Here is a 26050-nt window from a genome sequence, read left to right on the forward strand (position 1 = left end):
GCTCGCGCGGGATGGAAAACCTGGATAGGTCGAGTTCCGCCGTAGAACGCCACTGTCCGTCACTGGCCCTCTTGCTTGCCGCCTTGTGGCTCGTCTCCCCCACCACCGCCTTCGCCCACGCCTCCGAACGCGGCCACGTCCTGCTTCTCCCCACCGGCTATTACCTGATCGGCGGCGCCTTCGCCGTAGCAGCCAGTTTCCTCGTCCTGGCATTGCTCCCACCCGACACCCTCGGCCTCCTTTGGCGCCGGCGCCTGCCGCTATTCGCCTTCGGCGACAGCACCCGCGCCACCATTAGCCTGATCTCCTTTGCCGGCTTTGCAATTTTCATCGCCGCCGGCTTGCTCGGCAGCCGCGACCCCCTCTCCAACCCGCTGCCATTGGTGATCTGGACGCTGCTATGGGCCGGTCTGACCCTGCTGCAAGGCGTGCTCGGCGATCTCTGGTCGTGGCTCAATCCCTGGTGCGGCCCGTGGCGGCTGCTGTCGCGCGGCAGAAGCGATGACGCGCAACTTCCGCAGTGGCTTGGCTGCTGGCCGGCCGTCATCCTGTTCTTCGCCTTTGCCTGGTTCGAACTCGTCTATCCATCCCCTGACGATCCGGCGCGGCTGGCATGGGCAGCCGGCCTCTATTGGCTGTTCACCTTGCTGGCCATGCGGGTGTTCGGCTTTGACAAGTGGAGCCGCAGCGGTGAATTCCTCGGCGTCTTCTTCTCGATGGTTGCCCGCTTCGCGCCAGTCGAGCGCGGCGACAAAGGCCGTCTTGCGCTGTGCTGGCCGGGTGCCAGGCTGCTCACGGCCGAGCCATTGCCCGCCAGCGGCATCGCCTTCCTGCTGCTCGCTTTGTCCTCGGTCTCCTTCGACGGGCTGTCGAAGACCTTCTTCTGGCTCGGCCTGTTCGGCATCAACCCGCTCGAATTTCCAGGCCGTACGGCGGTGATCGGCAGCGGCAGCTTTGGCCTTGTCCTGGCATTCGTGCTGCTCGCTGGAGTGTTCCTGGTTGCGGTAATCCTCGGTCAGTGCCTTGCCGGCGGCGATAGATCGCTCGCCCAGGCGGCGGGCCTGCTGGTGTGGTCGATCGTGCCGATCGCGCTCGCCTACCATGTCGCGCACTATCTGACGGTGCTGCTGGTCGACGGCCAGTATGCATTGGCCTCCCTGTCCGATCCGTTCGCGCTGCGCTGGAATCTGTTCGGCACCGCCGACATGCAGGTCGAAGCCGGCGTCGTTGCCGGCGCAGCGTCAGCGTGGTGGCTGTGGAATGTCCAGGCCGGCGCCATCATCCTTGGCCATGTGCTCGCGGTTCTCGTCGCCCACGGCCTTGCCTGGCGCCTGCATCCGCAACCTGCCCGCGCCGCGCTCAGCCAGTTTCCGCTCACCGTTTTGATGATCGCCTACACCATTTTCGGTCTCTGGCTGCTTGCCACGCCGACGGTCGGATGAGACAAGCTACTTCCTATGGCATGCCCTGACGGAAAGCTCGCTTGCCAGGCCAAGCCTTTGGTGATTTAGTTTGTACACATGCAATTTTGCATCCTCTTGCCGAGGATGTTCGAGCCGCCTTATCGTTGGTCAAAACGCAAAAACAGGGGAACGAACGTGACTGACAAGAACGGATTTTTCGACCTCTCCAAAACCACATTCACCCGCCGCACCGCGCTGAAGGGGATCGCCGCTGGTGCCGGCCTCGCCATGGCGCCCGGTTTCGTCCGTTATTCCCAGGCGCAAAGCTCCGCGCCGATCAAGATTGGCTTCCAGTCGCACCGCACCGGTATCGGCGCCGCCTATGGCCGCTGGTACGAGAAGACCACCGCCGCCGCCATCAAGGCAATCAATGCCGCCGGCGGCATCAATGGCCGCCAGGTCGAGGTGATCATCGAGGACGACGGCACAGATCCCGGTCGCGGCGCCGAGGTGGTCGGCAAGTTCGCCACGCAGCACAAGACCGACATCGTCTTCGGCACACTGTTCTCGCACGTCGTCATCGGTTCGGCTCCGGCCGCCGGCGAAGCCAAGATGCCCTATTTCGTCGTCAGCGAAGGGCATCATGTCGCCTCGACCAAGCTCAACCGCTACGTCTTCCAGCCCGGCATCACCGACGTGAAGAGCCAGATCCAGTCGATGGCGCCGTGGATCGCGGCCAATGCCGGCAAGAAGGTGACGCAGATATTCCCCGATTTCGCCTTCGGCTACGACCATCGCGATTACCTGCCGCCGGCGCTGAAGGCGCAAGGCGCCGAGGTGATCGCGCAGATCGCCATTCCGCCGACGGAGAGTTCCTTCACCAAATATTTCCCGCAGATACCGGCCGAAACCGAGGTGATTTACCACGTCATGGTCGGTCCGGCGGTGCTCACCTTCGTCAAGGAGCTCGGCGAGTTCTACGGTTCGAACCGGCCGCAGCTGTTCGGCTTCATCGATTCGCTCGAAGCCGTCGACATCAACAGCCCCGGCCTCGAATTCCTCGACGGCAGCCATTTCTGGGAAGGCTCGCCGCGCTACGCCCAGCCGGATGACACCGAAGCGCAGAAGGCCTATCGCGCCGCCGTCGGCATCGACGACAATGGCGCCGCCGTCGGCGACCCCAAGGACGTCTCCACCGCCGCGCACATGTTCGGCTGCTGGGAAACGCTCTATGTCGTCAAGAAGGCGATGGAAGACGCCGGCTACAAGGGACCGGAAGACCGCGCCAAGCTGGTCGAGGCGACCGAAGCGCTGAAGGAATTCGCCGAAGGGCCGGAGCATCCGCAAGGACCAAAAACCTTCAACGGCAAGATCCACCAGTGCTTTGGCATCCAGAACATCTCCAAGGTCGAAGGCGGCAAGCTGAAGGTCGTCCACAAGACCAAGATCGAGGACGGGCTTTACGAAGCCGAAGGGGATTACACGACGCAGGCGCTCTAGGCTCATTCCAGCAAGCGTGAGCGCCAAGCCACCCCCCTCTGTCCTGCCGGACCCGGCCCTGCGCTATCGCTCCGGGCCGGCCGGCAGGTCAGAGGGGCGCGCTTCGCGCCACCCTATCGGACGTGTAATCGATGCACTTCGGCCCCCACCTCCTCCTCGCAACCCTCGAAGGCCTCGTCACCTCGGCCGTGCTGGCGCTGACCGCGCTTGGCTTGTCGCTGGTGTTCGGCGTCATGCGTGTCGTCAACGTCGCCCATGGCGAGTTCTTCATGCTCGGCGCCGTGCTTGCATGGGCGATCACATCGGCAATCGGCGGCCACCCGGCCCTCGGCTTCCTGGCGGCGCTGGTGATTGCGCCGCTGATCGTCGGCGCCATCGCGCTGATTGCCGAACGGCTGGTGCTGCGCCGGCTCAATTACAATCCGGAAGCCACCATTGTCGCCACCATCGGCATGCTCTACATCATCCAGCAGCTGGCGCTGACTTTCTATGGTCCCGAAGCGCGACCCGTCGAGCCGCCTTTCAGCTACCGCATCCTTTTGCCGTGGTTCGGCTATTCCGGCTACAAGCTGTCTGTTATCGCCGTATCCGCTCTCTTGTTGATAGCGACATGGCTTGTGCTGACGCGCACGAAAATCGGCCTGATCATGCGTGCCACGCAATATGACAGCGAAACGGCGCAGGCCTTCGGCATCCCTGTCGGCCGTGTCTATGGCGGCGTCTTCGCGCTCGGCGCCATGCTGGCGGGGATCGCCGCGGTGCTGATCGTGCCGATCAGCCAGGCGCACTACCTGATGGGGCAGGACCCACTGCTGCTGTCCTTCATCGTGGTCATCATCGGCGGTCTCGGCTCGCTGCGCGGCACCGTCGTCGCCGCCGTACTGATCGGCCTGTCCGACGGCATCATCTCGATGTTCTTCTCGCCGACGTTGGCCAAGATCATCGCCACGCTGCTGGTCGCCATGGTGCTGGTGTTCCGGCCGCAAGGCCTGTTCGGGACGGCATCGCGATGAGCGAAGCTTCGCCGGCAAAGGCGTACGCGCTGCACCTCGGTTTGATTGCCCTGCTCTTCGTGCTGAGCTTCCTGCTGCCGGAGTATTATCACGGCCTGCTCGCCCGCATCATGGTGCTGGCGGTCTTCGCGATGGGCTACAACATGCTGTTCGGCTATGTCGGCCTGCTCAGCCTCGGCCATGCCATGTTCTTTGGCGCCGGGCTTTATGGTGCCGGCCTTGCGGTCATCCAGCTCGGCTGGAGCGTGCCGGCGGCATTCGCCGCGGGTCTCGGCTGTGGGGCCGTTCTCTCGCTGATCATCGGCCTCTTGGCGCTGCGCACCACGGGCGTCGCCTTCATGATCGTCACCATGATGTTCGCCCAGGTGTTTTATCTCGCCATCCTCTATTTCGCGGCCTGGACCGGGGGCGACCAGGGCATGGTCGTGCCGCAGCCGGCGCGTGTCCTCACTTTCGGCGGAACCTCGCTCGACCTCACCGATCCGACCGTGCGCTACATGAGCGCGCTGACGCTGTTCTCGCTCGTGCTTCTGATGATGCTCGCTATCGTCCGCTCCCGCTTTGGCCGCGTGCTGGTCGCCATCCGTGAAAACGAAGAGCGCACGAAGATGCTGGGCTACGACACCTTCTCCAACAAGCTCGCAGCCGTCGTCGTCTCCGGCACGATCTGCGCGGCGTCCGGCGCCGCCTACGCGCTGCTGTTCGGCTATGTCGGCTCGAGCTTCGCCTCGGTGCAGTATTCGATCCTGCCGCTGCTGTGGGTGCTGCTCGGGGGTGCTGCCACAACGCTTGGACCGCTGATCGGCACGCTGTTCATGTACTATGTCATCGACGTCACCAGCGGCTACACATCGGCCTATCTGCTCATCGTCGGCATCGCGTTGATCCTGCTTGTGCTGTTCTTCCCGAAGGGCATTCTCGGCAGCATCCGCCAGCGCTGGCTCGGGTGGTTGCCATGACGCCGCTTTTGACCACCAAGGGTCTGTCGCGCAATTTCGGCGGCCTGCGCGCCGTCGACAGCGTCGACTTCACCCTGATGCCCGGAGAAATCCGCGCCGTCATCGGCCCCAACGGCGCGGGCAAGACCACCTTCGTCAGCCTTGTCAGCGGCCGCATCCAGCCCTCTTCGGGGGCGATCCTCTTCGACGGCGCCGACATCACCGGCCTGCCGGCCTATGTCAGGGTCCGCCAGGGCATCGCCTACACATTCCAGATCACCAGCGTCTTCGCCAACCTCAGCGCCTATGACAATGTCGCGCTGCCGGTGCAGCGCACGCTGAGCGACGGCCGCTCGAAGGGTGCGGTACGGGCCGGCGTCATGTCGGCGCTCGAACGCACCGGGCTGGCCGGCCGCGCCCATATGCCGGCCGGGCAATTGTCTTACGGGCATCAACGATTGCTGGAAGTGGCGATGGGCCTGGCGCTGAAGCCGCGCCTGCTGATCCTCGACGAGCCGACGCAAGGCCTGGCCGACAGCGAGATCGATAATTTCATCGAACTCGTGCGCGACATCGCCAAGAACGCCACCGTGCTGCTGATCGAGCACAACATGCCGGTCGTCATGCAACTCGCAGACCGCATCACCGTCTTCAACGCCGGCAGGATCCTGGCCGAGGGCACCCCGGAAGCGATCCGCGACAACGCCGCGGTGCAGGACGCCTATCTGGGGACGGCCCCATGAGGGAGACGAGCAAGACCGATGCACTGGTGATCTCGGGGCTGGACTGCTTCTATGGCGAGGTCCAGGTGCTCTACGGGCTCGATCTCGTGCTGAACAAGGGCGAGGTGCTTTGCCTGTTCGGCCGCAACGGCGCCGGCAAGACGACGACGCTGAAGGCGATCATGGGCCTGGTTCCAGCGAGTGCCGGCTCGATCAGGCTCGCCGGGCAAGAATTGACCGGCCTGCCGGCGCATGACGTGCCGAAGGCAGGCGTCGCCTATGTGCCGCAGGGAAGGCGGCTGTTCGCCGAGATGACTGTGGCCGAGAACATCGCGATCGGGCTGATGGCGCGCGGCAAGGGCAATGCGACGCGCGAGAACGTTCTCGACCTCTTCCCGCTGCTGCGTCAGCGGCTGCGGCAGCGCTCCGGCACCTTGTCCGGTGGCGAGCAGCAGATGCTGGCCATGGCGCGTGCGCTCTGCCTCGAGCCGCAGGTGCTTTTGCTCGACGAGCCGACCGAAGGGTTGATGCCGTCGATGATCGCCAAGATCCGCGAGACGGTGTCAAAGCTGCGCGAGATGGGTGTCTCCACCATCCTGGTCGAGCAGCGGGTCGATGCCGTGCTGTCGGTCGCCGATCGCGTTTGCTTTATCGAGAACGGCCGCAACCGCGAGACGGTCGATGTCGAGACCTTGCGCGCCGACCCGTCGGCGGTCAGGCGCTATGTCGGTGTCGGCTGACGGGAGCAATTCCAGGAAAAGTGTGCAGCGGTTTTTCCGGGAAAAGGGTGTAGCGCTTTCGCTTGGGAATTGCGTCGAATGGATCTAGCCAAAGAACAGAAACCCCGCGATCAAAAAGGTCGGGATCAGCACCAGCCCGGACCACAGCATATACCCGAAGAAGCCCGGCATCTTGACGCCGCGATGCCTGGCAATGGCATAGACCATGAAATTGGGTGCGTTGCCGATATAGGTGTTGGCCCCCATGAACACGGCACCCGCTGAGATCGCGGCAAGCGTCGAGGCGAACTCGGTCATCAGGTGCTGAGGGTCGCCGCCCGCCAACTCGAAGAACACCAGATAAGTCGGCGCATTGTCGAGGAAGGACGACAGCGCCCCGGTCAGCCAGAAATAGGCAAGGTCGTTTGGCGCGCCTTGTGCCGAGGTGACGAGCGCGACAAGCGGCGCCAGCGCGCCGTCATGGCCGGCCCTCAAAATGGCGACGACCGGAACGATGCAGGTGAAGATGCCGGCGAACAATTTGGCCACTTCCGCGATCGGACCCCAGTTGAAGCCGTTCGCTTCGCGGTGGCTCTTATACGAGAGGGGAAGCGATAGCAGGGCCAGCGCGAGGATGATTGCGTCGCGTATCAGGTTCTGCAGCTCGAGACTGACGCCGAACATCAAAAAGCTCACGCCCGGTTTCCAGGCTGCCGACAGCAGGATGCCGCCGATCACACCGGCCAACAGCGGAAGGTTGGCCAGGCCGCGCAGGCGCACCTTCGTATCCGGGGTCGGATCCTTGATCTTCGGCGCGCCGGCCTCGCGCCGGTGCAGGATGAGGTCGATCGCCAGGAACGCCGCCAGCACGACGACGCCGACGAACAGCGTCTCCCGGTAGAGGTTGGTGGTCGTCCAGAAGAAATCGACGCCGCGCAGGAAGCCGACGAACAGCGGCGGGTCGCCGAGCGGCGTCAGCGAGCCGCCAATGTTGGACACCAGGAAAATGAAGAAGATGACGACATGGGCATTGAAACGCCTGTTGTCGTTGGCGCGCAGGATCGGCCGGATCAGGATCATCGAGGCGCCGGTCGTGCCGATCACCGAGGCAAGCAGCGCCCCGACGATCAGCAGTCCGGCATTGACCAGCGGTGTGCCGTGAATATTGCCGGCAAGCAGGATGCCGCCCGAAATCGTGTAGAGCGCAAACAGCAGGACAATGAACGACATGTATTCGGTGAGCAGCGCGTGCAGCACCGCCTCGGTTGCCGCCGGGGCACCGAAGGCGACCGCGAGCGGTACGATCACCAGCGCCGCCCACAAGGCGGTGATCTTGCCGTAGTGGTGTTCCCAGACATGGTGGAACAACAGGGGCCCGGTGGCGATCGACAGGAGCAGCCCGGCAAAAGGCAGCGCCCACCAGAGCGACATGGTGGCGCCAGGCAGGCCGTGTTCTTCAGCCGCGAATGCCGATACCGGAAACAGCATCGCGACGACGATCGCACCGGCCGTCCCGATCGCCATCGGCAAAGATCCCCTTCTGCCCCCCACGGTGCGGTCAGCCGGACGTGTGATCTTCGAGCGTCACGCCGGCATCGCGCATTTTCGCCAGCATTGTCTCGAGCGATCCGTTGAGATCGATGCCACGGCAGGCATCGAGCCTGACCGTGGTTCTAAAACCCTGTTTGACCGCATCCAGCGCCGAGAAGGCGACACAGAAATCGGTCGCCAGGCCGACCAGGGTCAGCGTGTCGATACCGCGCTCCCGGAGATAGCCGGCGAGCCCGGTGGGCGTCGCGTGATCGTTCTCGAAGAAGGCGGAGTAGCTGTCGATGGCGGACCGAAAACCCTTGCGGATGACGAGCTCGGCCTTTGTCCACGCAAGGCCGGAATGGAAATCCGAGCCGAGACTGCCCTGAATGCAATGGTCCGGCCACAAAGTCTGTGGGCCGTAGGGCATCTCAATCATCGAAAAGGGCTGCGCGCCGGGATGGCTGGAGGCAAAGCTGGAATGGCCGGCGGGGTGCCAGTCCTGCGTCAGCACGACATTGTCGGTTCGCCGGATCATGTCATTGACCAGCGGCACGATCTCGTCGCCGCCGGCCACCGCCAGCGCGCCGCCCGGGCAAAAATCGTTCTGCAGGTCGATGACAACGAGCGCTTCGTCGGCCATGGGGCTTCCTTCCTGTCAGGCTAGGGCTCGGGCTCCGAACGAGGGGCTCGGCGAAAGAAAAAGCCGCTGGCGCGACCGGAGGGAGAAACTTGACCAGATGGCGGGCCGCGTCAACCTCCAGCGGCATAACAAATGCGTGGCGATGCCAGCCACATTGGCGCCGGCGTAAACTCTGGCTTTGACAATTTCCGCCGTCTTGATATCATTTGCATACGAATGAATTTGCCGGATTGAAACCGGCAAGATATTCCCGGGGGTAAGCTCCTTGGGAGGGCCGGTTTCGGGAAAGGCCCATCTTATTGGGAAGGCCCATCTTGTTGGAAGGCAAAGCGTGATCCGTTACGCGAAACCCACCACGGTCGACGAGGCGCTCGCGCTGCTTGGCGAGGGCGCCTGGCGTATCCTTGCGGGCGGCACGGATTTCTATCCGGTGCAAGGCAGCAAGCCGTTTCGCGACAATGTGCTCGACATCAACGGCCTGGCAGCGCTGCGCGGCATCGCCGAGACCGGCAGTCACTGGATCATCGGCGCGCGCGCGACCTGGACCGACATCATCCGCCATCCCTTGCCCCCGGCCTTCGATGCGCTGAAACAGGCCGCGCGCGAGGTCGGCTCGGCGCAGATCCAGAACGTTGCCTCGGTCGCTGGCAATCTCTGCAACGCTTCGCCGGCCGCCGACGGCGTGCCGGGATTGCTCGTGCTCGACGCCGAGGTCGAGCTGCGCTCGGCGGCGGCGACACGCCATCTGCCCTTGGCGGAGTTCATCCTGGGCAACCGCCGTACGGCCTTGCAGCCTGGCGAGATGGTGACGGCCATCCGCGTGCCGAAACCCACCGGCACATCGGCCTTCGTCAAGCTTGGCGCCCGGCGCTATCTCGTCATCTCCATCGCCATGGTGGCGGTGCGTCTGGTTGTCGAGAATGCCACTGTCGCGGATGCGGCCGTCGCCGTCGGCTCCTGTTCCGCCGTTGCCAGGCGGCTTGCCGGTATCGAGGCGGCGTTGCGCGGGCTTCCCCTGGATACCGGGCTTGTTGCCGCGGTCCGTTCGGCGCCGATGGCTGAGCTGTCGCCGATCGCCGATGTGCGCGGCAGCGCCGAATACAGGCTGGACGCGGTGCGCGAGATCGTTGCCCGCGCCATGCTCGAGGCCGCTGGAAAGCCGGCAGGCGACAAGGTGGCCGCATGAGCATGGATCGCGCCGATATCGCCTTCACGGTCAATGGCGCCGCCGTCTCGGTCAACGTGCCGCCGCTGCGCCGGCTGTCCTCGGTGCTGCGCGATGAATTGCGGCTGACGGGAACAAAGGTCGGCTGCGACGCCGGCGACTGCGGCGCCTGCACGGTGCTGGTCGACGACGAACCCGTCTGCGCCTGCCTGACGCCGGCGGCCTCCGCTGCCGGCACCGCGGTGACGACGGTCGAGGGCCTCGCCAAGGGCCGGCTGTCGGTGCTGCAAGCCTCGTTCCTGGCGCATGGCGCCGCGCAATGTGGCATCTGCACGCCGGCACTGCTGGTAGCGGCAACCGCGCTGCTGGACACGAAACCCAGGCCGACCGAGACCGAGGTGCAGGATGCGCTGGGCGGGATCCTCTGCCGCTGCACCGGCTACCGGAAGATCATCGCGGCGGTGATGGAGGCTTCCCTCCAGGCTGCGAGCCTGGATTTCCGTCTGCCTCGGTCCTGCCACGCCATCGGCGCGTCACCGGTCAGGCTCGACGGTGTACCAAAAGTGACCGGGGCCGAGAAATTCGGTGGCGATTCTTTCCCGGCCGATGCGCTTGCCGTGCTGGTGATCCGCTCGCCGCATTATCATGCCGGCTTCGCCTTCGGCGACATCGATGGCTGGGCAAGCCGCCATCCCGGTATTGCGGGCGTTTTTACGGCCGCCGATATCCCGGGCAAGAACTGCTTTGGCGTTATCGGCCCGTTCGCCGACCAGCCGGCGCTGGCCGAGGGCGTTGCCCGGCTTCGCGGCGAGGCGGTCGCCCTGGTCGCCGGCGAGCGCGAGGCGATGCTCGATCTCGATCTGTCGGATTTCCCGGTCCGCTGGACCGAGCTCCCACATGTTCTCCAGCCTTGCGACGCGCAGGCCACAGGTGCGGCGCTGATCCACGAAAGCCGCCCGGCCAATTTGTTGACCAAGGGCTTCGTCGAACGCGGCGATCCCGAGTTAGCACTTGCCAGTGCGGCCTTCACCGCGAGCGGCACGATCGACACCTCCTATGTCGAGCACGCCTATATCGAACCGGAAGCCGGCTATGCCTATCTCGACGGCGACACGCTGGTCGTCGTCGCCTGCACACAGGCGCCCTATATGGACCGCGACGAGACGGCGAAGGTGCTTGGCCTTGCCGTCGACAAGGTGCGCATCGTGCCGACCGCGACCGGCGGCGGCTTTGGCTCCAAGCTCGACATTTCCCTGCAACCTCTCATCGGCCTTGTGGCGCTGAAGACCGGGCGGGCGGCGGCGCTCGCGTACACCCGCAACGAATCCATGATGTCGACCACCAAGCGCCATCCGGCGCGGATGAAGGCCACCATCGGCGCCGACGCCGACGGTTACGTCACCGGCATGGTCTTCGAAGGCGATTTCAACACCGGTGCCTATGCCAGCTGGGGGCCAACGGTCGCCAACCGCGTGCCGGTGCACGCCTCCGGCCCCTATGCGACGCCGAACTACCGCGCCGAGGGCCGCGCAATCCACACCCATGGCCCGATTGCCGGGGCCTTCCGTGGCTTCGGCGTGCCGCAGGCGACGATCATGCAAGAGACGCTGTATGACGAACTCGCCGGCAAGCTCGGCATGGACCGGCTCGACTTTCGCCTGAAGAACTGTCTTCGGAACGGCTCCGAAACGGTTACCGGGCAGCTTCTGGAGTCTGGCGTCGGCATTGCCGAATGCCTTCAAGCCCTGCGGCCGCATTGGGCGCGGGCGACGGCCGATGCGGATGCTTTCAATAGTGCCAGTATCGACAGAAAGCGTGGCGTCGGCATCGCTTCGTGCTGGTATGGCTGCGGCAACACATCGCTGCCCAATCCGTCGACCATCCGGGTCGGCATCGTGGCTGACGGCGCGGTCATCCTGCACCAGGGCGCGGTCGATATCGGCCAGGGCTCCAACACCGTCATCACGCAGATTTGCGCTGACGCGCTCGGCCTGCCTCTGGAAAAATTCCAGTTGAAGAGCGCCGATACGGCGATCAGCCCCGACGCCGGCAAGACTTCGGCCTCGCGACAGACTTTCGTCACCGGCAAGGCGGCCGAGAAGGCGGGCCGCGCCCTGCGCGAAACAATCCTGCGCTTTGCCAATGTCTCGGACAAGGCTTCCCTCCAACTGGATGGCCCGGCGATCGTCATCCGCGAAGGCGAGGCGACGCGCCATATCGATCTTGCCTCGCTCGAAATGGATGCCGACAGCTTCGTCTTCCGTGCCGAGGAGACCTATGACCCGCCGACGCTGCCCCTCGATGCCAAGGGCCAGGGCAAGCCCTACGCGGTCTATGGCTATGGCGCGCAGATCGCCGAACTCGAGGTCGACCTCAAGCTCGGCACGGTCAAGCTGATCAGGATCATCGCCGCGCATGACGTCGGCAAGGCGATCAATCCGCTGCTGGTCGAGGGCCAGATCGAAGGCGGCATCGCGCAAGGCATAGGCATGGCATTGATGGAAGAATACATACCCGGCCGCACCGAGAACCTACACGACTATCTCATCCCGACCATTGGCGACGTGCCGCCGATCGAGACCATCCTTATCGAGGTCCCCGATCCTGAAGGGCCATTCGGCGCCAAGGGCCTGGGCGAGCACGTGCTGATCCCGACGGCGCCGGCGATCCTCAACGCCATCCGTCACGCCACCGGCGTGCTGGTCACCAAGGTGCCGGCAACGCCAAGCCGCATCCTGGCGGCCATCCGCGAGAAGGAGGCACGCACATGAGCGAGCTTGCCGAACGCTTCGAAACCCATGATCCCGGCGAGAAGCTGGTGGCGGAAAAGATCCGCTGCGATGCCTGTCCCGTCATGTGCTACATCGCTGACGGCCGCACCGGCGCCTGCGACCGCTATGGCAATGTCGCGGGCCGGATCGTGCGCATGGACCCGCTGACCATCCTGGACCATGCGGCCGAGACCGGCGCCGCCATGGTGTCCTTTGTCGCCGAGGGCGAGCAGTGGGACGGCGAGCTGGTCAACACCGGCCGCCGCTTCGTCACGGCAATCGGCGCCGGCACCACCTATCCCGACTACAAGCCCGCTCCCTTCATCGTCAGCCAGGAAGTCGAGGGCGTCGATCTCGTCACCGTGGTCACCGAGGGCATCTTCTCCTATTGCGGCGTCAAGGTGAAGATCGACACCGACCGCCATATCGGACCCGAAACGGCTATTGTGCGGGCCGAGGGTGAGGCGATCGGCCATGTCACGACGGGAGAATACGGCTCGCAGATGCTGTCGCTGGGCGGCGTGCATCATCTGACCGGCGGCTCCAAGGCGGAAGGCCGCGCTACCTGCGACGCGCTGCTCAATCTGTGCAACCGCAAACCGGTGGAGCTCAGCATAGGCGGCGGCGCCACGGTCATTGTCGAAGCCGGCAAACCGCCCGTCATCGACGGCAAGCAGGAACATCGCATGCGCGTCGGCTGCGGCTCGGCAACCATCGGCATGTTCGCCACGCAATGGCGCGGGCTGGTCGACGAGGTGGTGGTGGTCGACGACCACATCACCGGCGTCGTCTCCGAACACCAGGCGGGAAAGGTGCTGGGCTGGCAGGATACCGGCATCAAGATCATCGGCCGCCGCTCGACACCGGGCCGCTATTTCAAGGTCTCGGAGCCAGGATTGGGCTGGGGCGGCACCAGTATTTCCGATCCGCTGTCGATCCTCGGCGAGTGGAATGCCAAGAAGGGCGCGCGCCCGGGCCTGTCGCTGCTGATGGTTTCGACCACCGGCGAGCAGTTCGCCTATTACGAGCTCGACGACGAGCTGAAACCGGTGCAGAAGCCGTTTCCCGATCGGCTGCGGAAATCGGTCAACCTGATCGAGGACAATTGCGAGCCGGCCTTGTGCACCGTGCTGTTCATCGGCGGTGCCGGTGGCTCGCTGCGTGCCGGCGTCACCGAAAACCCGGTCAATCTCACACGCTCCGTGCAAGGCCTGAAAACCTATGTCACCGTGGGCGGCGCGCCGGTCTATGTCTGGCCGGGCGGCGGCATCACATTGATGGTCGATGTCACCAGGGTTCCGGAAGGCGCCTTCGGCTATGTGCCGACGCCGGCACTGGTGGCGCCGATCGAGTTCACCCTGCGTCGCGACGATTACGTCAGGCTCGGCGGCTACGAGGCGGAGATACGCAGCGTCGCGGACATCGTCGCCAAGGGCGGCGAGTATCTCAATCCCCGGCGCGGCACGGGTGCTGCAACCCAAAATCCATGGCCGCCACTGGCGCAGTTGCGCCGCACGGGCTCGGACGGGGCCGGCTGATGCAAGGTCCGCAAGCGCATTGGCTGCAGGACGGCAAGCGGCTGCATCTCAACCATGGGCCGATCGACCTGATCGTCGAGGCTTTCGGTGATGCCGATGAGTGTCGCGCGGCCTACGCCCAAGCCGTCGCGCGCTTCCAGACGATCCTGATCGAGTTGGTCGAGGAGCTTCCCGAACTGCGCCTTCCTGCATTCTTCCTGGCGCCGCGCGCCTTCGCCGGCCCGACCGCGCGCCGCATGGAAGCAGCCGTCATGCCCCTGGCGGAATGCTTCATCACACCGATGGCCGCCGTTGCCGGATCGGTAGCCGACGAAATGATCGCCGCGCTGCTTGCAGGCCGCAAGCTCGACCGCGCCTATGTCAACAATGGCGGCGACAGCGCCCTCCACATCGACAACGGCCGGTCGATGGGATTGGCGGTCGCCGGCACCGGCAACGGCATGGCCGACCGGATCACGATCCGCGCGCAAGATGGCGTGCGTGGCGTCGCAACCAGCGGCTGGCGTGGCCGCTCCTTCTCGCTTGGCATTGCCGACGCCGTCACCGTGCTCGCGCGGACTGGCGCCGAGGCCGATGCGGCGGCGACGCTCATCGCCAACGCGGTGGACCTGCCCGGCAATGCCGCCATCAGGCGCATTCCCGCACACGAGCTGTCGCCCGACAGCGATCTTGGCGCGCGGCTGGTGACACAAGGCGTCGGCACGCTTGCACCTGATGAGGTGGCGCGGGCGCTGGACAATGGCCTTGCCGTCGCGGAAGATTTTCGCCGCCGCGGCCTGATTGCCGCATCGGCGCTGTTTCTTGGCGGGGAAGCCCGTATCAGCGGCTCCGTTGCACTGGCCGCGTCCAACAAGCATGAACCGGAGGAAGTTGCCCATGCCTGAATTTCCGATCCGCAAGATCGCGGTGCTGAGCGAAGAGATCTTTCACGAAGGCGGCCCGGTCGCGGAAGTGCCGCGCCGGCGTGCCGCCGCCATGGCCGTGGTCAGGAATCCGTTCGCGGGGCACTATGTCGAAGATCTGCAAAGCGCTATGGAGGATCTGAAGCCGCTCGGCCTGCTGCTCGCCGACCGGCTGATCGCCGCACTCGGCGGCGACGTGAAGCAGATCGATGGCTACGGCAAAGGCGCCATCGTCGGCACGGCTGGCGAACTGGAACATGGTGCGCTGTGGCACGTGCCGGGCGGTTACGCGATGCGCGAGCGGCTGGGCGATGCCAAGGCGATCGTGCCCTCGGCCAAGAAGGTCGGCGCCTTCGGCTCAAAGCTCGACGTGCCGCTCGGCCATATCAACGCCGCCTATGTGCGGAGCCATTTCGACGCCATGGAAGTCGGCATCAGCGACGGCCCGCGTCCTGACGAGATCCTGTTCTGCCTCGTCATGACCTGCGGCCCTCGCGTCCATAACCGCATGGGTGGCCTCGCGGCGGACGACATAAAAGCCTGGGACGGGTTGCGGTGAGCGGCGGGGACAACCTGCTCAAGTTGGTCGAGGCCGAAGAGGCCGACGACCACGACTACCTGCTGCAGGAACAGGTCGGCTTCATCCTGCGCAAGGCGCACCAGCGCCATGTCTCGATCTTCGCCGCCCGTATCGCCGATCTGACGCCGCCGCAATTCGCGGCCCTGGCCAAGCTGCGCGATGTCGGCGAGACCTCGCAGAACCAGCTCGGCACGCTGATCGCCATGGATGCGGCGACGGTGAAGGGCGTCATCGACCGGCTGAAGGCGCGTGGCTTTGTCGAGCTTTCCAGGCATGAAGTCGACAAAAGGCGGCTGCTGGTCAACCTGACGGCCGAGGGCCGCGACGCGATCGAGCGCCTGATCCCGCTTGCAAGGGAGATCACGCAGGAAACGCTGGCGCCGCTCACGGTCAAGGAGGCCGCCACTTTCATGAAGCTGCTGGCGAAGCTGGCGTAGATTGATTCTGCCGGGCGCCATCAGCGCCCGGCAGAAGAGCATCGCCTCAGAGGCCGTTGTCCTTCAGCACCTGGGCGGCGTTTTCCTTGGTGATCTTCTCGGTCGGCAAGGTGATGGTCTTCTCGACCTTCTCGCCGTTGAGAAACTTGATCGCCTGGCGCAAGCCTTCCGCACCTGGGGTGACATAGGTGAACGTCGCCGTCAGCTCACCCTTGTTCACCATTTGCACGCCTTCGTTGGGCAGGCCGTCGATGCCGATGAACTTGATGTCCTTCTCGCGGCCGACATCCTTGGCGGCGAGATAGGCGCCGTAGGCCATTGGGTCGTTATGGCCGTAGACGAGATCGATCTTCTCGTTGGTCTTCAGCGCGTTGGCCATCAAATTGTAGGCCTGGTCCTGCTTCCAGTCGCCCGACTGCTGGTCGAGCAGATATTTGATGCCCGGCTCCTTGTCGGTGAATTCATGGAAGCCGTCATGACGGTCATGCGCCGGCTGGGTGCCCATGCCGCCCCAGATCTCGACCACATTGCCTGCCGCCTTGCCCTTGCCGCCGAGCAGTTCGACGGCATATTCACCGGCCGCACGGCCGATCAGCTTGTTGTCACCGCCGACGAACTGCGTGTAGTCCTTGGTGTCGACATTGCGATCGAGCACGAAGACCGGGATCTTGGCGTCGATCGCCTGCTGCACGACGCCGGTCAGGCCAGCCGATTCCTTCGGCGATACCAGCAGCGCGTCGACCTCCTGGCGGATCAGGTTCTCGACGTCGGCGACCTGCTTCTCGGTCTTGTCCTCGCCATCGGTGATGATCAGCTCGACCTCCGGATGCTTGGCGGCCTCGGCAATGATGTCCTTGTTGAACTGGGCGCGCCAGGGCTCGATGGTGGTCACCTGCGAGAAGCCGATCTTCCACTTCTTGTCCTGGGCGAAGGCATGGCCGGTGGAGAGCAGTGCCGTGGTGGTCAGCAATGCCGCGCCGAGTGCGGCAAGCTTCAGCATGTCACGTCGTTTCATTTCTTGTTTCCTCCGAGATTGAGAGACGGTGTCTCTTGCGACGGCCGTTTTGCGGCGGCCGTTTCCTTGTGCGCCGCTCCAGGCAGGCGCAGATAGGCCAGCAGATCACCGGCATTGCGCTCCTGCACGAGCACGGTGCCGATGATGATCATCCCCTTCAGCACCAGCTGAAGGTTCGAATTGATGTTGTGGAGCTGCAATATGTTGGAGAGCAGCCCGAAGATCAGCACGCCGCAGAAGGTGCCTATCAGGCTGCCACGCCCGCCCATCAGGCTGGTGCCGCCAATGACCACGGCGGCGATGGCGTCGAGCTCCAGCCCGGCGCCGGCGTCCGGCTTGCCTTGCCGGTATTGCGCCACATAGAGCACGGCGGCGATACCGGCGAGCAGGCCTGATATGGCGTAGGTGGCGATCTTGACGCGCCCGGCGGCGATGCCGGAAAGCCGGGCCGCCTCCTCATTGCCGCCGATGGCATAGACATAGCGGCCGAACGGCGTGAAGCGCAGCACCGCGCCATAGATGACGATGGCGCCGAGGAAGAACAGGCCGGGCATGGGGATGACGCCGAACACCAGCGAGCGCAGCAGCTCGAAGTCGGCGGTGGCGTTGGAACCGGTATAGACCGGCAGCACGGCATTGTTCTGGCCGGCGGTGAGTCGGGCGATGCCGAGCGCCGTCACCATCATCGCCAGCGTGACGATGAAGGGTTGCAGCCGTCCGCCGACGATGATGAAGCCATTGATGGCGCCGAACAGCAGACCGACGCAGGGCGCCACCAGCAGCACACCGAGAACACCGAATTTGGGCTCGATCTGCGGCAGCAGGTACCAGAGCGAAAGGCAGCACAGGACGACGCCGACGATCGCCGGCGTGACCAGGCCGCGAATGGTGTCCAGCCTGACGTCGCGCGCGGCGGCATCCGAGCCGGCGCGGGATTTCTGCAAATTGAGGAGGATGAAGCGCGTGACGACGATGCCGAGGCACAGCGCAACCAGGGCAACGGTAGGCACGCCCAGCACGACGCCCGGCGTCACGCCGGGAACCGTCAGCAGCATGGCGCACACCACAGAGCAGATGGCCATCAGCGAGCCGACGGAAAGGTCGATGCCGCCGGTGATGATCACCGCCGTCATGCCGGTCGCGATCAGCCCGGTGGTCGACACCTGGCGCAGCACGTCGAGCAGATTGCCGTAGGAGAGGAAGATGTTGTTGCCCTTGGAACTCACCGGCGAGCCGAGCACGCCAATCAGGAAGATGGCGATCAGGCCCCAATAGAGCTTGGTGCGGGACAGGAGTTTCAGTGCGGTCATGCGGCGGGTCTCGATAGGGTCCGGCGCGGCGCCGCGAGGCGCATGATGGCCTCCTCGCTCGCCGCGTCGCGGGAAAGGATGCCTGTCTGGCGGCCATCGGCCATGACCAGGATGCGGTCGGAAAGATGCAGCAATTCCGGCAGCTCGGAGCTGATGACGGCGATGGCGAGGCCATCGCGCGCCAGCCGGAAGATGAGGTCGTAGATCTCGCGCTTGGCGCCGACATCGATGCCGCGCGTCGGCTCGTCGAGCAACAGCACCCTCGGCCTCGTCGCCAGCCATTTGCCGATGACGACCTTCTGCTGGTTGCCGCCCGACAGCGTGCCGGCGGGCTGGTCGATATCCCGGCAGCGGATGCCGAGCGCCTTGACCGCCTGCCGCGCCAGCCCCTGTTCGCCCGCCAGCGAGCGGATGCCGAAGCGGGCCAGCGCGCCGACCAGCGGCAGCGCCACATTGTCCGATATCGAGGCCTGCAGGTGCAGGCCTTGCGTCTTGCGGTCCTCGGTGACCAGCGCGATGCCCAGCCGCCGCGCATCGCGTGGTGAGCGGATATCCACCGGCTGGCCGTCGAGCCTGATCTCGCCGCCGGCACGGCCATCGCTCGCGCCGAAGATCGCTTCCATGATCTCGGTGCGGCCGGAGCCCAGCAGGCCGCCAATGCCCAGAATCTCTCCGGCGGCGAGATCGAAGCTGACGCCGCTAATCACCTGCCGCCAGCCCTGGCGGTCGGGCTTCGACAGCGACAGGTCGCTGACCGAAAGCACGGTTCTGCCGCCGGGATCCCGCTCACCTTGAGAGGATGCGAGCAGGTCCCGTCCGACCATCGCCGAAATGATGGCATTCTCGTCAAGCTCGGCCATCGGCCGCGTCAGCACATGGCGTCCGTCGCGGAAAACGGTGACGCGGCCGGCCAGATGCATGACCTCGTCGATGCGGTGCGAGATGTAGACGATGGCGACGCCGCTATCGGCAAGCTGGCCGATGATGCGGAACAGCCGCTGACATTCGGCCGGCGACAGCGCCGAGGTCGGCTCGTCCATGATCAGGATGCGCGCCGACATCGACAGCGCCTTGGCGATCTCGACCAGTTGCTGTTCGCCGACGCGCAAGGCGCCGACGCGTGCGTCCGGATCGAGTTCGATGCCGAGCCGCTGCAGCAGGGCGCTTGCCGCGCGGCTGCTCGCCTTGCGGTCGACGATCAGTCCTGCAATCAGCTTCTCGCGGCCGAGAAAGATGTTGTCGGCGACGCTCAGCTCCGGCACCAGATTGAGTTCCTGGTGGATGATGGCGATGCCCGCGTCCTCGGCATCGCGCACGCCGGCGAAGCTGACCGGCCGGCCGTCGATACTGACCGTGCCTTCGTAGCCGGTATAGACGCCGGACAGGATCTTCATCAGCGTCGACTTGCCGGCGCCGTTCTCGCCCATCAAGGCATGGACTTCGCCGCGCCGCAATTCGAAGCCGACGTCGACCAGGGCGGCGATGCCGCCAAAACTCTTGGAAATATGCTCGGCACTCAGAACGATGTCCGAGCGATCCGACGCCGCACTGCGCGTCGAAGAAAGGGAATTGTTCTGTTCCATGACAATAGCGGCCTCCCTTCCGTCCTCGTCAGCTACTTGAACGCTAATCTAAACGTTTCGATCATGTCAAGCCGATATGGGGGTAGCGCAACTTTGATGCATTTCGATTCTTGCCTAAAACGACAAGATTCCGTAGGTATTGGCGGCAATAGGTGGCGAAACGTTTCGAAAATGACAGCGTCAGGGCGAAAAAAACACCGCAAATCCACCGCGCCCACCATGCTTCACGTGGCTGAAGCGGCGCGTGTCTCGGTCGCCACCGTGTCGGCGCTGATCAACGGCACGGCGACTGTCAGCCCCGAGCTCAGCGCCCGCATCGAGCAGGCGATCCGCGATATCGGCTACAAGCGCAACGCCATCGCCCGCAGCCTGAAGATGGGCACGACGCGCACCATTGGCCTAACCGTTCCGCACATCACCAACCCCTTCTTCACCGATGTCGTCTCGGTCATCCAACAGGCCTTCGACCGCGCCGGCTATGCCGTCATGCTGTGCTGCACCGACGAGGATTTGAACACCCAGGACGACCAGATCAGGCTGCTGCTCGACCGTATGGTCGACGGGCTGATCGTGGCGCGCGTCGGGGATGGCGCGATCCTCAAGCGGATCGTCGCCGACGCCAATGTGCCGGTCGTGCTGATGGATCGTCTGTGCGAGGGCGTCGACACCGACGCCGTGGTTCTCGACAACCAGCGCGCGGTGTTCGACGCCATGAGCTATTTGATCAATCTCGGCCACCGCCGCATCGGTTACATTACCGGCACCTCGGACATTTCACCCATGCATGACCGCATGACCGGATATCGCGAGGCGCTCCAGGCCGCCGGCTTGCCGGTGGCCGAAGAGCTGGTTCGCTCCGGCAATTTCCACGAGATCGACGGCTACAACGCAACCATGCAGCTGCTGTCGCTGCATGACCGGCCAAGCGCGATCTTCTCGGCCAACAACCCGATGGTGATCGGAACCATGAAGGCGATCCGCGACATCGGGCTGTCCTGTCCGGAGGATATTTCGGTAGCCTGCTTCGACGATTTTCCCTGGTCCGACGTGTTCCAGCCTCAACTGACCACGGTGGCGCAGCCGGTGCAGGCGATCGGCGAACAGGCGGCCAATCTGCTGCTCGACCGCCTCGCCGGCAACCGGGATGCGCCACCGCGCAAGCTCGTCCTCAAGGGCCGGCTGATGATCCGCAATTCATGCCGGCCGCTGGGCGCGGTGGTGCACAGCGTGAGTGCCTAAATGCCGAAAGTGTGAAGCGGTTTCGGATAACGTCGTGCTGAAATTGATCAGGACGTGAAAACACCAGAACACAGTTCTTGCAGTTTCGAAAAGACGCCCTTGCCGCCCGTGATGACCTGTGTGCCGCTCTGCAGCACCGTCTTCGGATCCGCCTTCAGGATTGTGCCGCCGGCTTCCTCGATCAGCAGCATGCCGGCCACGCAGTCCCACGGGTTCATGTGTTCTTCCACATAGCCGAGCAGCCGCCCTGAGGCGACATAGGCAAGCATCAGCGCGCCGGACGCGTTGCGGAAGAAGACGCCGCCCTCGGCCAGGATCCTTTTGATCAGCACGGCGATGTTTTCGGCCTCGGCCCGGTTTGAGAAGCCGGTGCCCACCGAGCCCTCTTCCAGGCTGGCCGCCGCACTTGTCTTGACCGGCCTGCCGTTGACGAAGGCGCCGCCGCCCAGCCTCCCGTGGAAGGTCTCGCCGGTCGACGGTTCGTGGATGACGCCGACGATCGTCTCTCCATCACGGGCGCAGGCGATCACCACGCACCAGGCCGGAATGCCACGGACGAAATTGGCGGTGCCGTCGATGGGGTCGATCACCCAGACATGGCCTGTCGAGCCGGCGACCGAGGCGTGCTCCTCGCCGACGATGCCGTCCTGCGGATAGTCGGCCGCGATTGCCGCGCGGATGAACAGCTCGACCTCGCGATCGGCCTGCGAGACCAGGTCCTGGTGGCCCTTGCTTTCGATGGTCAGGCTGTCGAGATCGCGGAAATATTTCAGGCCGAGTTCGCCGGCACGCCGCGCCAGATCAATGGCAAACTGCTCGCGTCTATCGAGATCATGGGGCAAGGCAAGGCTCGTTGTAGCGAAGGATACCCGCATTTAGCAGAGCATCGACGTCGGCAAAAGCGGCTGGCCGCTTATTCGCTTCAGGCGGCCTGTGACAGAGATTTGTGAGCCTCGGCTAAAATCTCGAACGACCGCACACGGGCGGCATGATCGAAGATCTGCGCGGTGACCATCAGCTCGTCGGCACTGGTACGGCTCACGAAGGCATCGATGCCCTGGCGGACCGTTTCCGGCGAGCCGACGACGGCGCAGGACAGCGCCTGGCCGAGTATGGTTTTGGCCATCGGGTCGAGATCGCGGTCATAATTCTCGACGGGCGGCGGCAATCGTCCGGGCCTGCCGGTGCGCAGATTGACGAAGGCCTGCTGCAGCGAGGTGAACAGCAGCCGTGCCTCGGCGTCGGTGCGTGCTGCAAAGACGTTGAGGCCGAGCATGACATGTGGCTTGTCGAGTTGTTCGGACGGCTGGAAGCGCGAACGGTAGATGTCCAGCGCGTGATCCAGTTCCGCCGGCGCGAAATGCGAGGCGAAGGCGTAGGGCAGGCCGAGCATGGCGGCGAGCTGCGCGCCGTAGAGGCTCGACCCAAGAATCCAGATCGGCACCGTCTGGCCTTCGCCGGGCACGGCGCGCAGGCGCTGGCCCTCCTCGGCGGGCAGGAAATAGCCAATCAGCTCGACGACATCCTGCGGGAAATTGTCGACCCCGGCCTCGAGGTTGCGGCGTAGCGCCCGCGCCGTGTTCATGTCGGTGCCGGGCGCCCGGCCGAGGCCAAGATCGATCCGGCCGGGAAACAAGGCGGCCAGCGTGCCGAACTGCTCGGCGATCACCAGCGGCGCATGATTGGGCAGCATGATGCCGCCGGCGCCGACACGAATGGTCTTGGTGCCGCCGGCGACATGGGCTATGACGACAGCCGTTGCCGCACTGGCGATGCCTGGCATGTTGTGGTGCTCGGCCAGCCAGTAGCGCTTGTAGCCGAGCCGCTCGGCGTGGCGAGCGAGATCGAGCGAATTGGCAAGCGAGCGCGAGGCATCGCTACCTTCGACGATCGGCGACAGGTCGAGAACGGAAAGTTCGGTCATATGCTGGTCTCCACGATCTTCTTCTCGCGCACCCGGGCCTCGAAGGCCGTGCGGTCGGGGATGGTGACGCCGAGCTGGCCTTCCAGCGCGTCGGCAAGCTCGGCGGCAGTGGCGATATGCTTCTGCTCGGTGCGGCCATCGATGTGATGGATGGACAGGCGATCGCCGCGCAGGCCATAGCGCCGGTCGGGCGCGGCGCGAGCCGCCAAAACCGAGGTCAGGAAATGCGATGCCGGATTGGTCGACAGGAAATAATTGGCGATGGAATAGTCGACCTCATATTGCGGCTGCAGGTCGAAGCGATACAGCGAGCGCCAGTCGCCGCCGATGGCGGCCTGCAGGCGGAAGTGATCGCCGGTTTCGGCGATGCGGAACGTTTCGTGCGGGGTCGTCTGTTCGAGGCCAGGCTCGAACAGCAGCGGGGCGGTCAGGGTCAGGCCGCCGAAGCCGACATCGGCTATATAGGTCCGGCCATCGAGCTCGACGCGCAAAAGCATGTGGCTGCGCGCAGTGATCGCGTCCTCGCTCTGACCCCAGAGCACACGCGCGGCAAGGCCGCCGACCTCGAAGCCAAGCGCCTTCAGCGCATGTATGAAGAGGAGATTGTGCTCGAAGCAATAGCCGCCACGCCCGGCAAGGACGATCTTGTCCTGCAGCGATGCGGCGTCCAATCGGACCGGCCGCCCCAGAAACGGATCCATGTTCTCGAAGGGGATCGCCTGCGGATGCAGGAAATGGAGCGTCTTCAGCGTGTCGAGCGAAACATCCCTGGACCCGGCATGGCCGATCCGGGCGAAATAGGCGTCGAGATCGAAGGGAGCGTCGTTCATCGGAAGGGCACCAGGCACTGATCGGGCGGATATAGGCATTCGAACCCGCCGCCGCAAACCGTACGCCGGTTAGCCGGCGGCCGTGCCGTCCTGCTCCTCGGCTTCCTCCTCGATGACCGCCGTATGTTGGGCGGCGAGAAAATTGCCGACATGGCTAAGGCTCTCGAAATGGTCGCAGAACACCTTGACGACGACCAGCAGTGGCACCGCCATCAGCGCGCCGACGAAGCCCCACAGCCATGACCAGAATGCGATGGCGATGAAGATCGCCACGGCGTTGATCTCGAGCCGCCGCCCGACCACCATCGGCGTCACGAACTGGCCTTCGATGATGTCACACAATACCAGGAAGGCAGGCGCCAATAACGCATAGGCGATCGTGTCGAAGCTGATCAGCGCGATGACCGTGACTAGGACAAACGTGATCATGGCCCCGACATAGGGCAGGAAATTGAGCAGGGCGGCCGCCGCGCCCCAGACCAGCGGATTGGGCATGCCGAGCGCCCACAGGCCTAGGCCGATGACCGTGCCGAGGCCGGTGTTGATGATGGTGACGGTGAGCAGGTAGTGCGAGATTTCCCGCTCGACATCGTAGACGACGCGCAGCGCCCGCTTCTTCTCGGTAAGGCTGGCGAAGGACTGGATGATCTTTTCGTAGAACATCGTGCCCGAGGCGAGCAGGAACAGCGACAACACGAAGATGATGGTCAGGCTTGTCCCGGCCGACAGAATGTTGCTCGCCGCCGATGAGAGGAAGCCTGACTGCGCAACCGCGACCTTTTGCACGCCCGGTTCCTGCGATGTCTCGGTCAGCCCTTCGATCTGGTGCGCAATATCCATGATCCTCTCGACCGGCCGCCGCAGCTGCGCCAAGCGTTCGGTCAGTTGCTGGCCGATGGACGAGGTGTTGTTGATGAGATCGATGACGGGGCCACTGAGCACATAGCCGGCGCTCGCGAAGACGATGATGGACACAAGCACCAGAAGCGTCGCCGAAACCACTTCGGGAATGCCGCGCTTGCGCAGCAGCCGCACGATCGGCGTCAGTGTCAGTGTCAGCAGGAAGGCCAGAATAACCGGCATGAAAAAGGCGCGCGCGAAATAGAGCGCATAGACGGTCATGAACAGGAAGATGCCGATGAGCAGCGAGCGCATCAGGCGTGTATCGGCGCGCGCCGCCACACGCGACTCTTCAGCTTCGGCAACGCCTGCGCCCAAAGCGGCGGACTCGGCTTTCATCGTGGTCCCTCGGCGGCACACCACAACTGATGCAATCCGCAGACGGAAAACGCCGGCACGGCTTCAAGGTTCCGTTAGCCGGCACTGACGGCACGGGCCGCCGTTGCGGGGTCCTGCCGCCGGTAGCTCAACGGACGCTCGGCTGCGAGTGTTCCGTATTACATGCCGTGTAATTGAGTCCGGGCACGTGGCGGGCCTGGTACGGGAGCAGGCCTTCGCAACCGTGGGATCGCAAGGCTGGCGTGGCGAAGATCGCCCGTGCGATTACGCGCTACCCTGAAAAGAGGACATCACGATGCAAAGATTTACCCTTCAAACAACCGAGTCGGCGCCGGAGAAATCCAGGCCCGCGTTGAAGGCGCTGGAGGAGAGGTTTGGCTTTCTTCCGAACGTCATGGCGACGATGGCCAACAATCCGGTTCTCCTCAACGGTTTCGTCAGCAGCTTCGGCAGCTTTCACGGCGGAAGCTTCGACGAGATCGAGAAGCAGGTGCTGTTGCTGACCAACGCGGTCACCATCAAATGCCCCTGGACCGTCGCCGCGCATTCGACATTCGCCATGGAGGACGGGATTGCCGAAAGCGAAGTCAAGGCGATCCGGGATGGCAGGTGCCGTCGGACCCGAAATATGGCCGCTCGGGAAGGGCTGCGCAACATGCTCCACCTCATGTTCGATCCCGAAGGCATGCGCCCGTTCGTCGCCAATTGGCCTGACGTGGCGAGGAGCCTGTTCGAGCGGGTCTATCGCGAATCCATCGGCCGCGTCGTCGACGAAAAAACCAGGGAGTTGCTGGCGGCGCTGCTCGCCTATCCGGACGTGAACAGTGATTGGAAAAATCCGGTGGCGATCGGCTTCATGCCGGTCATTCCGCTCGGCTTCATCAAGGACGGTCGCCGCCTGAACTATTTTTCGATGGTTACCACGGTGGGCCCCCCCAAACCGTCGCCGCCCAGGAACTGCGCATGGAGTGCATGTTCCCAGCCGACGAGGCGACCGAAATCCATCATGCCGCGATGATGGATACAGCCTCGCACCGGGCAACGTGATA

General features: G+C 64.4%; 23 protein-coding genes. 14 read left to right on the forward strand and 9 right to left on the reverse strand.

The features are described 5' to 3' along the window. The first annotated feature begins 11 nt into the window (after window positions 1–11). The 6 genes from FJ941_RS20200 (at window position 12) to FJ941_RS20225 (ending at window position 6316) form a co-directional block, all read left to right on the forward strand. On the forward strand, window positions 12–1442 hold the full coding sequence (locus tag FJ941_RS20200; protein ID WP_140508313.1) for a hypothetical protein: 1431 nt from the start codon (window positions 12–14) through the stop codon (window positions 1440–1442). A 156-nt stretch (window positions 1443–1598) separates the two neighbouring features. Then, a complete protein-coding gene (locus tag FJ941_RS20205; protein ID WP_140508315.1) occupies window positions 1599–2903 on the forward strand; it encodes an ABC transporter substrate-binding protein in 1305 nt (434 codons plus the stop codon). Between the two features lie 131 nt (window positions 2904–3034). Beyond that, the gene (locus FJ941_RS20210; protein WP_140508317.1) at window positions 3035–3916 is read left to right on the forward strand and encodes a branched-chain amino acid ABC transporter permease; all 882 of its coding nucleotides are present in this window, start codon (window positions 3035–3037) and stop codon (window positions 3914–3916) included. Then, the gene (locus FJ941_RS20215; protein WP_140508319.1) at window positions 3913–4875 is read left to right on the forward strand and encodes a branched-chain amino acid ABC transporter permease; all 963 of its coding nucleotides are present in this window, start codon (window positions 3913–3915) and stop codon (window positions 4873–4875) included. Before FJ941_RS20210 ends, FJ941_RS20215 begins: the two co-directional genes overlap by 4 nt. Beyond that, window positions 4872–5597, forward strand: a complete 726-nt coding sequence (locus FJ941_RS20220; RefSeq protein WP_140508321.1) for an ABC transporter ATP-binding protein — start codon at window positions 4872–4874, stop codon at window positions 5595–5597. Before FJ941_RS20215 ends, FJ941_RS20220 begins: the two co-directional genes overlap by 4 nt. Further along, window positions 5594–6316 carry an ABC transporter ATP-binding protein gene (locus tag FJ941_RS20225; protein WP_140508323.1) on the forward strand — a complete coding sequence of 241 codons (723 nt, stop codon included), beginning with the start codon at window positions 5594–5596 and terminating at the stop codon, window positions 6314–6316. Before FJ941_RS20220 ends, FJ941_RS20225 begins: the two co-directional genes overlap by 4 nt. Window positions 6317–6400: 84 nt before the next feature. Here FJ941_RS20225 and FJ941_RS20230 read toward each other — a convergent pair whose 3' ends face one another. After that, window positions 6401–7819 carry a sodium:proton antiporter gene (locus FJ941_RS20230; RefSeq protein WP_140508325.1) on the reverse strand — a complete coding sequence of 473 codons (1419 nt, stop codon included), beginning with the start codon at window positions 7817–7819 and terminating at the stop codon, window positions 6401–6403. A 34-nt stretch (window positions 7820–7853) separates the two neighbouring features. Further along, window positions 7854–8468 carry a bifunctional nicotinamidase/pyrazinamidase gene (pncA, locus tag FJ941_RS20235; protein WP_140508327.1) on the reverse strand — a complete coding sequence of 205 codons (615 nt, stop codon included), beginning with the start codon at window positions 8466–8468 and terminating at the stop codon, window positions 7854–7856. Window positions 8469–8799: 331 nt separating this feature from the next. Between pncA and FJ941_RS20240 the strand changes: the two genes are divergently transcribed. Genes FJ941_RS20240 through FJ941_RS20265 form a run of 6 tightly spaced genes read left to right on the forward strand, consistent with a single transcriptional unit; the run spans window position 8800 to window position 15861 of the window. Continuing rightward, window positions 8800–9654 (forward strand): xanthine dehydrogenase family protein subunit M, encoded by an 855-nt coding sequence (locus FJ941_RS20240; protein ID WP_140508329.1) that lies wholly within the window; start codon window positions 8800–8802, stop codon window positions 9652–9654. Continuing rightward, the gene (locus FJ941_RS20245; RefSeq protein WP_140508331.1) at window positions 9651–12404 is read left to right on the forward strand and encodes a molybdopterin-dependent oxidoreductase; all 2754 of its coding nucleotides are present in this window, start codon (window positions 9651–9653) and stop codon (window positions 12402–12404) included. The genes FJ941_RS20240 and FJ941_RS20245 overlap by 4 nt, the downstream gene beginning before the upstream one ends. After that, window positions 12401–13942, forward strand: a complete 1542-nt coding sequence (locus FJ941_RS20250) for a 6-hydroxynicotinate reductase (RefSeq protein ID WP_140508333.1) — start codon at window positions 12401–12403, stop codon at window positions 13940–13942. Before FJ941_RS20245 ends, FJ941_RS20250 begins: the two co-directional genes overlap by 4 nt. Further along, window positions 13942–14826 carry a UPF0280 family protein gene (locus tag FJ941_RS20255; protein ID WP_140508335.1) on the forward strand — a complete coding sequence of 295 codons (885 nt, stop codon included), beginning with the start codon at window positions 13942–13944 and terminating at the stop codon, window positions 14824–14826. Before FJ941_RS20250 ends, FJ941_RS20255 begins: the two co-directional genes overlap by 1 nt. Then, window positions 14819–15403, forward strand: a complete 585-nt coding sequence (locus FJ941_RS20260; RefSeq protein ID WP_140508337.1) for an amino acid synthesis family protein — start codon at window positions 14819–14821, stop codon at window positions 15401–15403. The genes FJ941_RS20255 and FJ941_RS20260 overlap by 8 nt, the downstream gene beginning before the upstream one ends. Then, complete coding sequence (locus tag FJ941_RS20265) at window positions 15400–15861, forward strand: MarR family transcriptional regulator (RefSeq protein WP_140508339.1); 462 nt, start codon at window positions 15400–15402, stop codon at window positions 15859–15861. The genes FJ941_RS20260 and FJ941_RS20265 overlap by 4 nt, the downstream gene beginning before the upstream one ends. Before the next feature lie 46 nt (window positions 15862–15907). Here the strand turns inward: FJ941_RS20265 and FJ941_RS20270 are convergent, their stop codons facing one another. The 3 genes from FJ941_RS20270 to FJ941_RS20280 are packed head-to-tail and all read right to left on the reverse strand — an operon-like array spanning window position 15908 to window position 19769. Continuing rightward, window positions 15908–16876 (reverse strand): substrate-binding domain-containing protein, encoded by a 969-nt coding sequence (locus tag FJ941_RS20270; protein ID WP_140508341.1) that lies wholly within the window; start codon window positions 16874–16876, stop codon window positions 15908–15910. Then, window positions 16873–18186, reverse strand: coding sequence for an ABC transporter permease (locus tag FJ941_RS20275; protein ID WP_140508343.1), 1314 nt, complete (start codon window positions 18184–18186; stop codon window positions 16873–16875). Before FJ941_RS20275 ends, FJ941_RS20270 begins: the two co-directional genes overlap by 4 nt. Continuing rightward, the gene (locus FJ941_RS20280; RefSeq protein WP_140508345.1) at window positions 18183–19769 is read right to left on the reverse strand and encodes a sugar ABC transporter ATP-binding protein; all 1587 of its coding nucleotides are present in this window, start codon (window positions 19767–19769) and stop codon (window positions 18183–18185) included. The genes FJ941_RS20275 and FJ941_RS20280 overlap by 4 nt, the downstream gene beginning before the upstream one ends. A gap of 219 nt (window positions 19770–19988) precedes the next feature. On the opposite strand from FJ941_RS20280, the gene FJ941_RS20285 reads away from it, so the two are divergent. Beyond that, window positions 19989–21008, forward strand: coding sequence for a LacI family DNA-binding transcriptional regulator (locus FJ941_RS20285; RefSeq protein WP_140508347.1), 1020 nt, complete (start codon window positions 19989–19991; stop codon window positions 21006–21008). A 47-nt stretch (window positions 21009–21055) separates the two neighbouring features. On the opposite strand, the gene FJ941_RS20290 is transcribed toward FJ941_RS20285, so the two are convergent. The 4 genes from FJ941_RS20290 to FJ941_RS20305 form a co-directional block, all read right to left on the reverse strand. Further along, complete coding sequence (locus tag FJ941_RS20290) at window positions 21056–21850, reverse strand: inositol monophosphatase family protein (protein WP_140508348.1); 795 nt, start codon at window positions 21848–21850, stop codon at window positions 21056–21058. 80 nt (window positions 21851–21930) lie between these two features. Continuing rightward, window positions 21931–22932, reverse strand: a complete 1002-nt coding sequence (locus tag FJ941_RS20295; RefSeq protein WP_140508350.1) for an LLM class flavin-dependent oxidoreductase — start codon at window positions 22930–22932, stop codon at window positions 21931–21933. Then, a complete protein-coding gene (locus tag FJ941_RS20300; protein WP_140508352.1) occupies window positions 22929–23762 on the reverse strand; it encodes an arylamine N-acetyltransferase in 834 nt (277 codons plus the stop codon). The genes FJ941_RS20295 and FJ941_RS20300 overlap by 4 nt, the downstream gene beginning before the upstream one ends. A gap of 69 nt (window positions 23763–23831) precedes the next feature. After that, window positions 23832–25001: an AI-2E family transporter gene (locus FJ941_RS20305; protein ID WP_140508354.1), complete on the reverse strand. Its 1170-nt coding sequence runs from the start codon at window positions 24999–25001 to the stop codon at window positions 23832–23834. Between the two features lie 490 nt (window positions 25002–25491). On the opposite strand from FJ941_RS20305, the gene FJ941_RS20315 reads away from it, so the two are divergent. Further along, entirely contained in the window at window positions 25492–26019 is a 528-nt protein-coding gene (locus tag FJ941_RS20315; protein ID WP_246673900.1) for a hypothetical protein, read from the forward strand. Window positions 26020–26050: the final 31 nt, after the last annotated feature.

The sequence above is a fragment of the Mesorhizobium sp. B2-3-13 genome (assembly GCF_006442195.1).
Taxonomy (GTDB): domain Bacteria; phylum Pseudomonadota; class Alphaproteobacteria; order Rhizobiales; family Rhizobiaceae; genus Mesorhizobium; species Mesorhizobium salmacidum.

What these genes read in the sequence shown, in the direction of transcription:
- FJ941_RS20200 (WP_140508313.1), top strand. Translation starts at nt 12, where the DNA reads ATGGAAAACCTGGATAGGTCGAGTTCCGCCGTAGAACGCCACTGTCCG.
- FJ941_RS20210 (WP_140508317.1), top strand. Translation starts at nt 3,035, where the DNA reads ATGCACTTCGGCCCCCACCTCCTCCTCGCAACCCTCGAAGGCCTCGTC.
- FJ941_RS20215 (WP_140508319.1), top strand. Translation starts at nt 3,913, where the DNA reads ATGAGCGAAGCTTCGCCGGCAAAGGCGTACGCGCTGCACCTCGGTTTG.
- FJ941_RS20220 (WP_140508321.1), top strand. Translation starts at nt 4,872, where the DNA reads ATGACGCCGCTTTTGACCACCAAGGGTCTGTCGCGCAATTTCGGCGGC.
- FJ941_RS20225 (WP_140508323.1), top strand. Translation starts at nt 5,594, where the DNA reads ATGAGGGAGACGAGCAAGACCGATGCACTGGTGATCTCGGGGCTGGAC.
- FJ941_RS20230 (WP_140508325.1), bottom strand. Translation starts at nt 7,819, where the DNA reads ATGGCGATCGGGACGGCCGGTGCGATCGTCGTCGCGATGCTGTTTCCG.
- pncA (WP_140508327.1), bottom strand. Translation starts at nt 8,468, where the DNA reads ATGGCCGACGAAGCGCTCGTTGTCATCGACCTGCAGAACGATTTTTGC.
- FJ941_RS20245 (WP_140508331.1), top strand. Translation starts at nt 9,651, where the DNA reads ATGAGCATGGATCGCGCCGATATCGCCTTCACGGTCAATGGCGCCGCC.
- FJ941_RS20250 (WP_140508333.1), top strand. Translation starts at nt 12,401, where the DNA reads ATGAGCGAGCTTGCCGAACGCTTCGAAACCCATGATCCCGGCGAGAAG.
- FJ941_RS20255 (WP_140508335.1), top strand. Translation starts at nt 13,942, where the DNA reads ATGCAAGGTCCGCAAGCGCATTGGCTGCAGGACGGCAAGCGGCTGCAT.
- FJ941_RS20260 (WP_140508337.1), top strand. Translation starts at nt 14,819, where the DNA reads ATGCCTGAATTTCCGATCCGCAAGATCGCGGTGCTGAGCGAAGAGATC.
- FJ941_RS20270 (WP_140508341.1), bottom strand. Translation starts at nt 16,876, where the DNA reads ATGAAACGACGTGACATGCTGAAGCTTGCCGCACTCGGCGCGGCATTG.
- FJ941_RS20275 (WP_140508343.1), bottom strand. Translation starts at nt 18,186, where the DNA reads ATGACCGCACTGAAACTCCTGTCCCGCACCAAGCTCTATTGGGGCCTG.
- FJ941_RS20280 (WP_140508345.1), bottom strand. Translation starts at nt 19,769, where the DNA reads ATGGAACAGAACAATTCCCTTTCTTCGACGCGCAGTGCGGCGTCGGAT.
- FJ941_RS20285 (WP_140508347.1), top strand. Translation starts at nt 19,989, where the DNA reads ATGCTTCACGTGGCTGAAGCGGCGCGTGTCTCGGTCGCCACCGTGTCG.
- FJ941_RS20295 (WP_140508350.1), bottom strand. Translation starts at nt 22,932, where the DNA reads ATGACCGAACTTTCCGTTCTCGACCTGTCGCCGATCGTCGAAGGTAGC.
- FJ941_RS20300 (WP_140508352.1), bottom strand. Translation starts at nt 23,762, where the DNA reads ATGAACGACGCTCCCTTCGATCTCGACGCCTATTTCGCCCGGATCGGC.
- FJ941_RS20305 (WP_140508354.1), bottom strand. Translation starts at nt 25,001, where the DNA reads ATGAAAGCCGAGTCCGCCGCTTTGGGCGCAGGCGTTGCCGAAGCTGAA.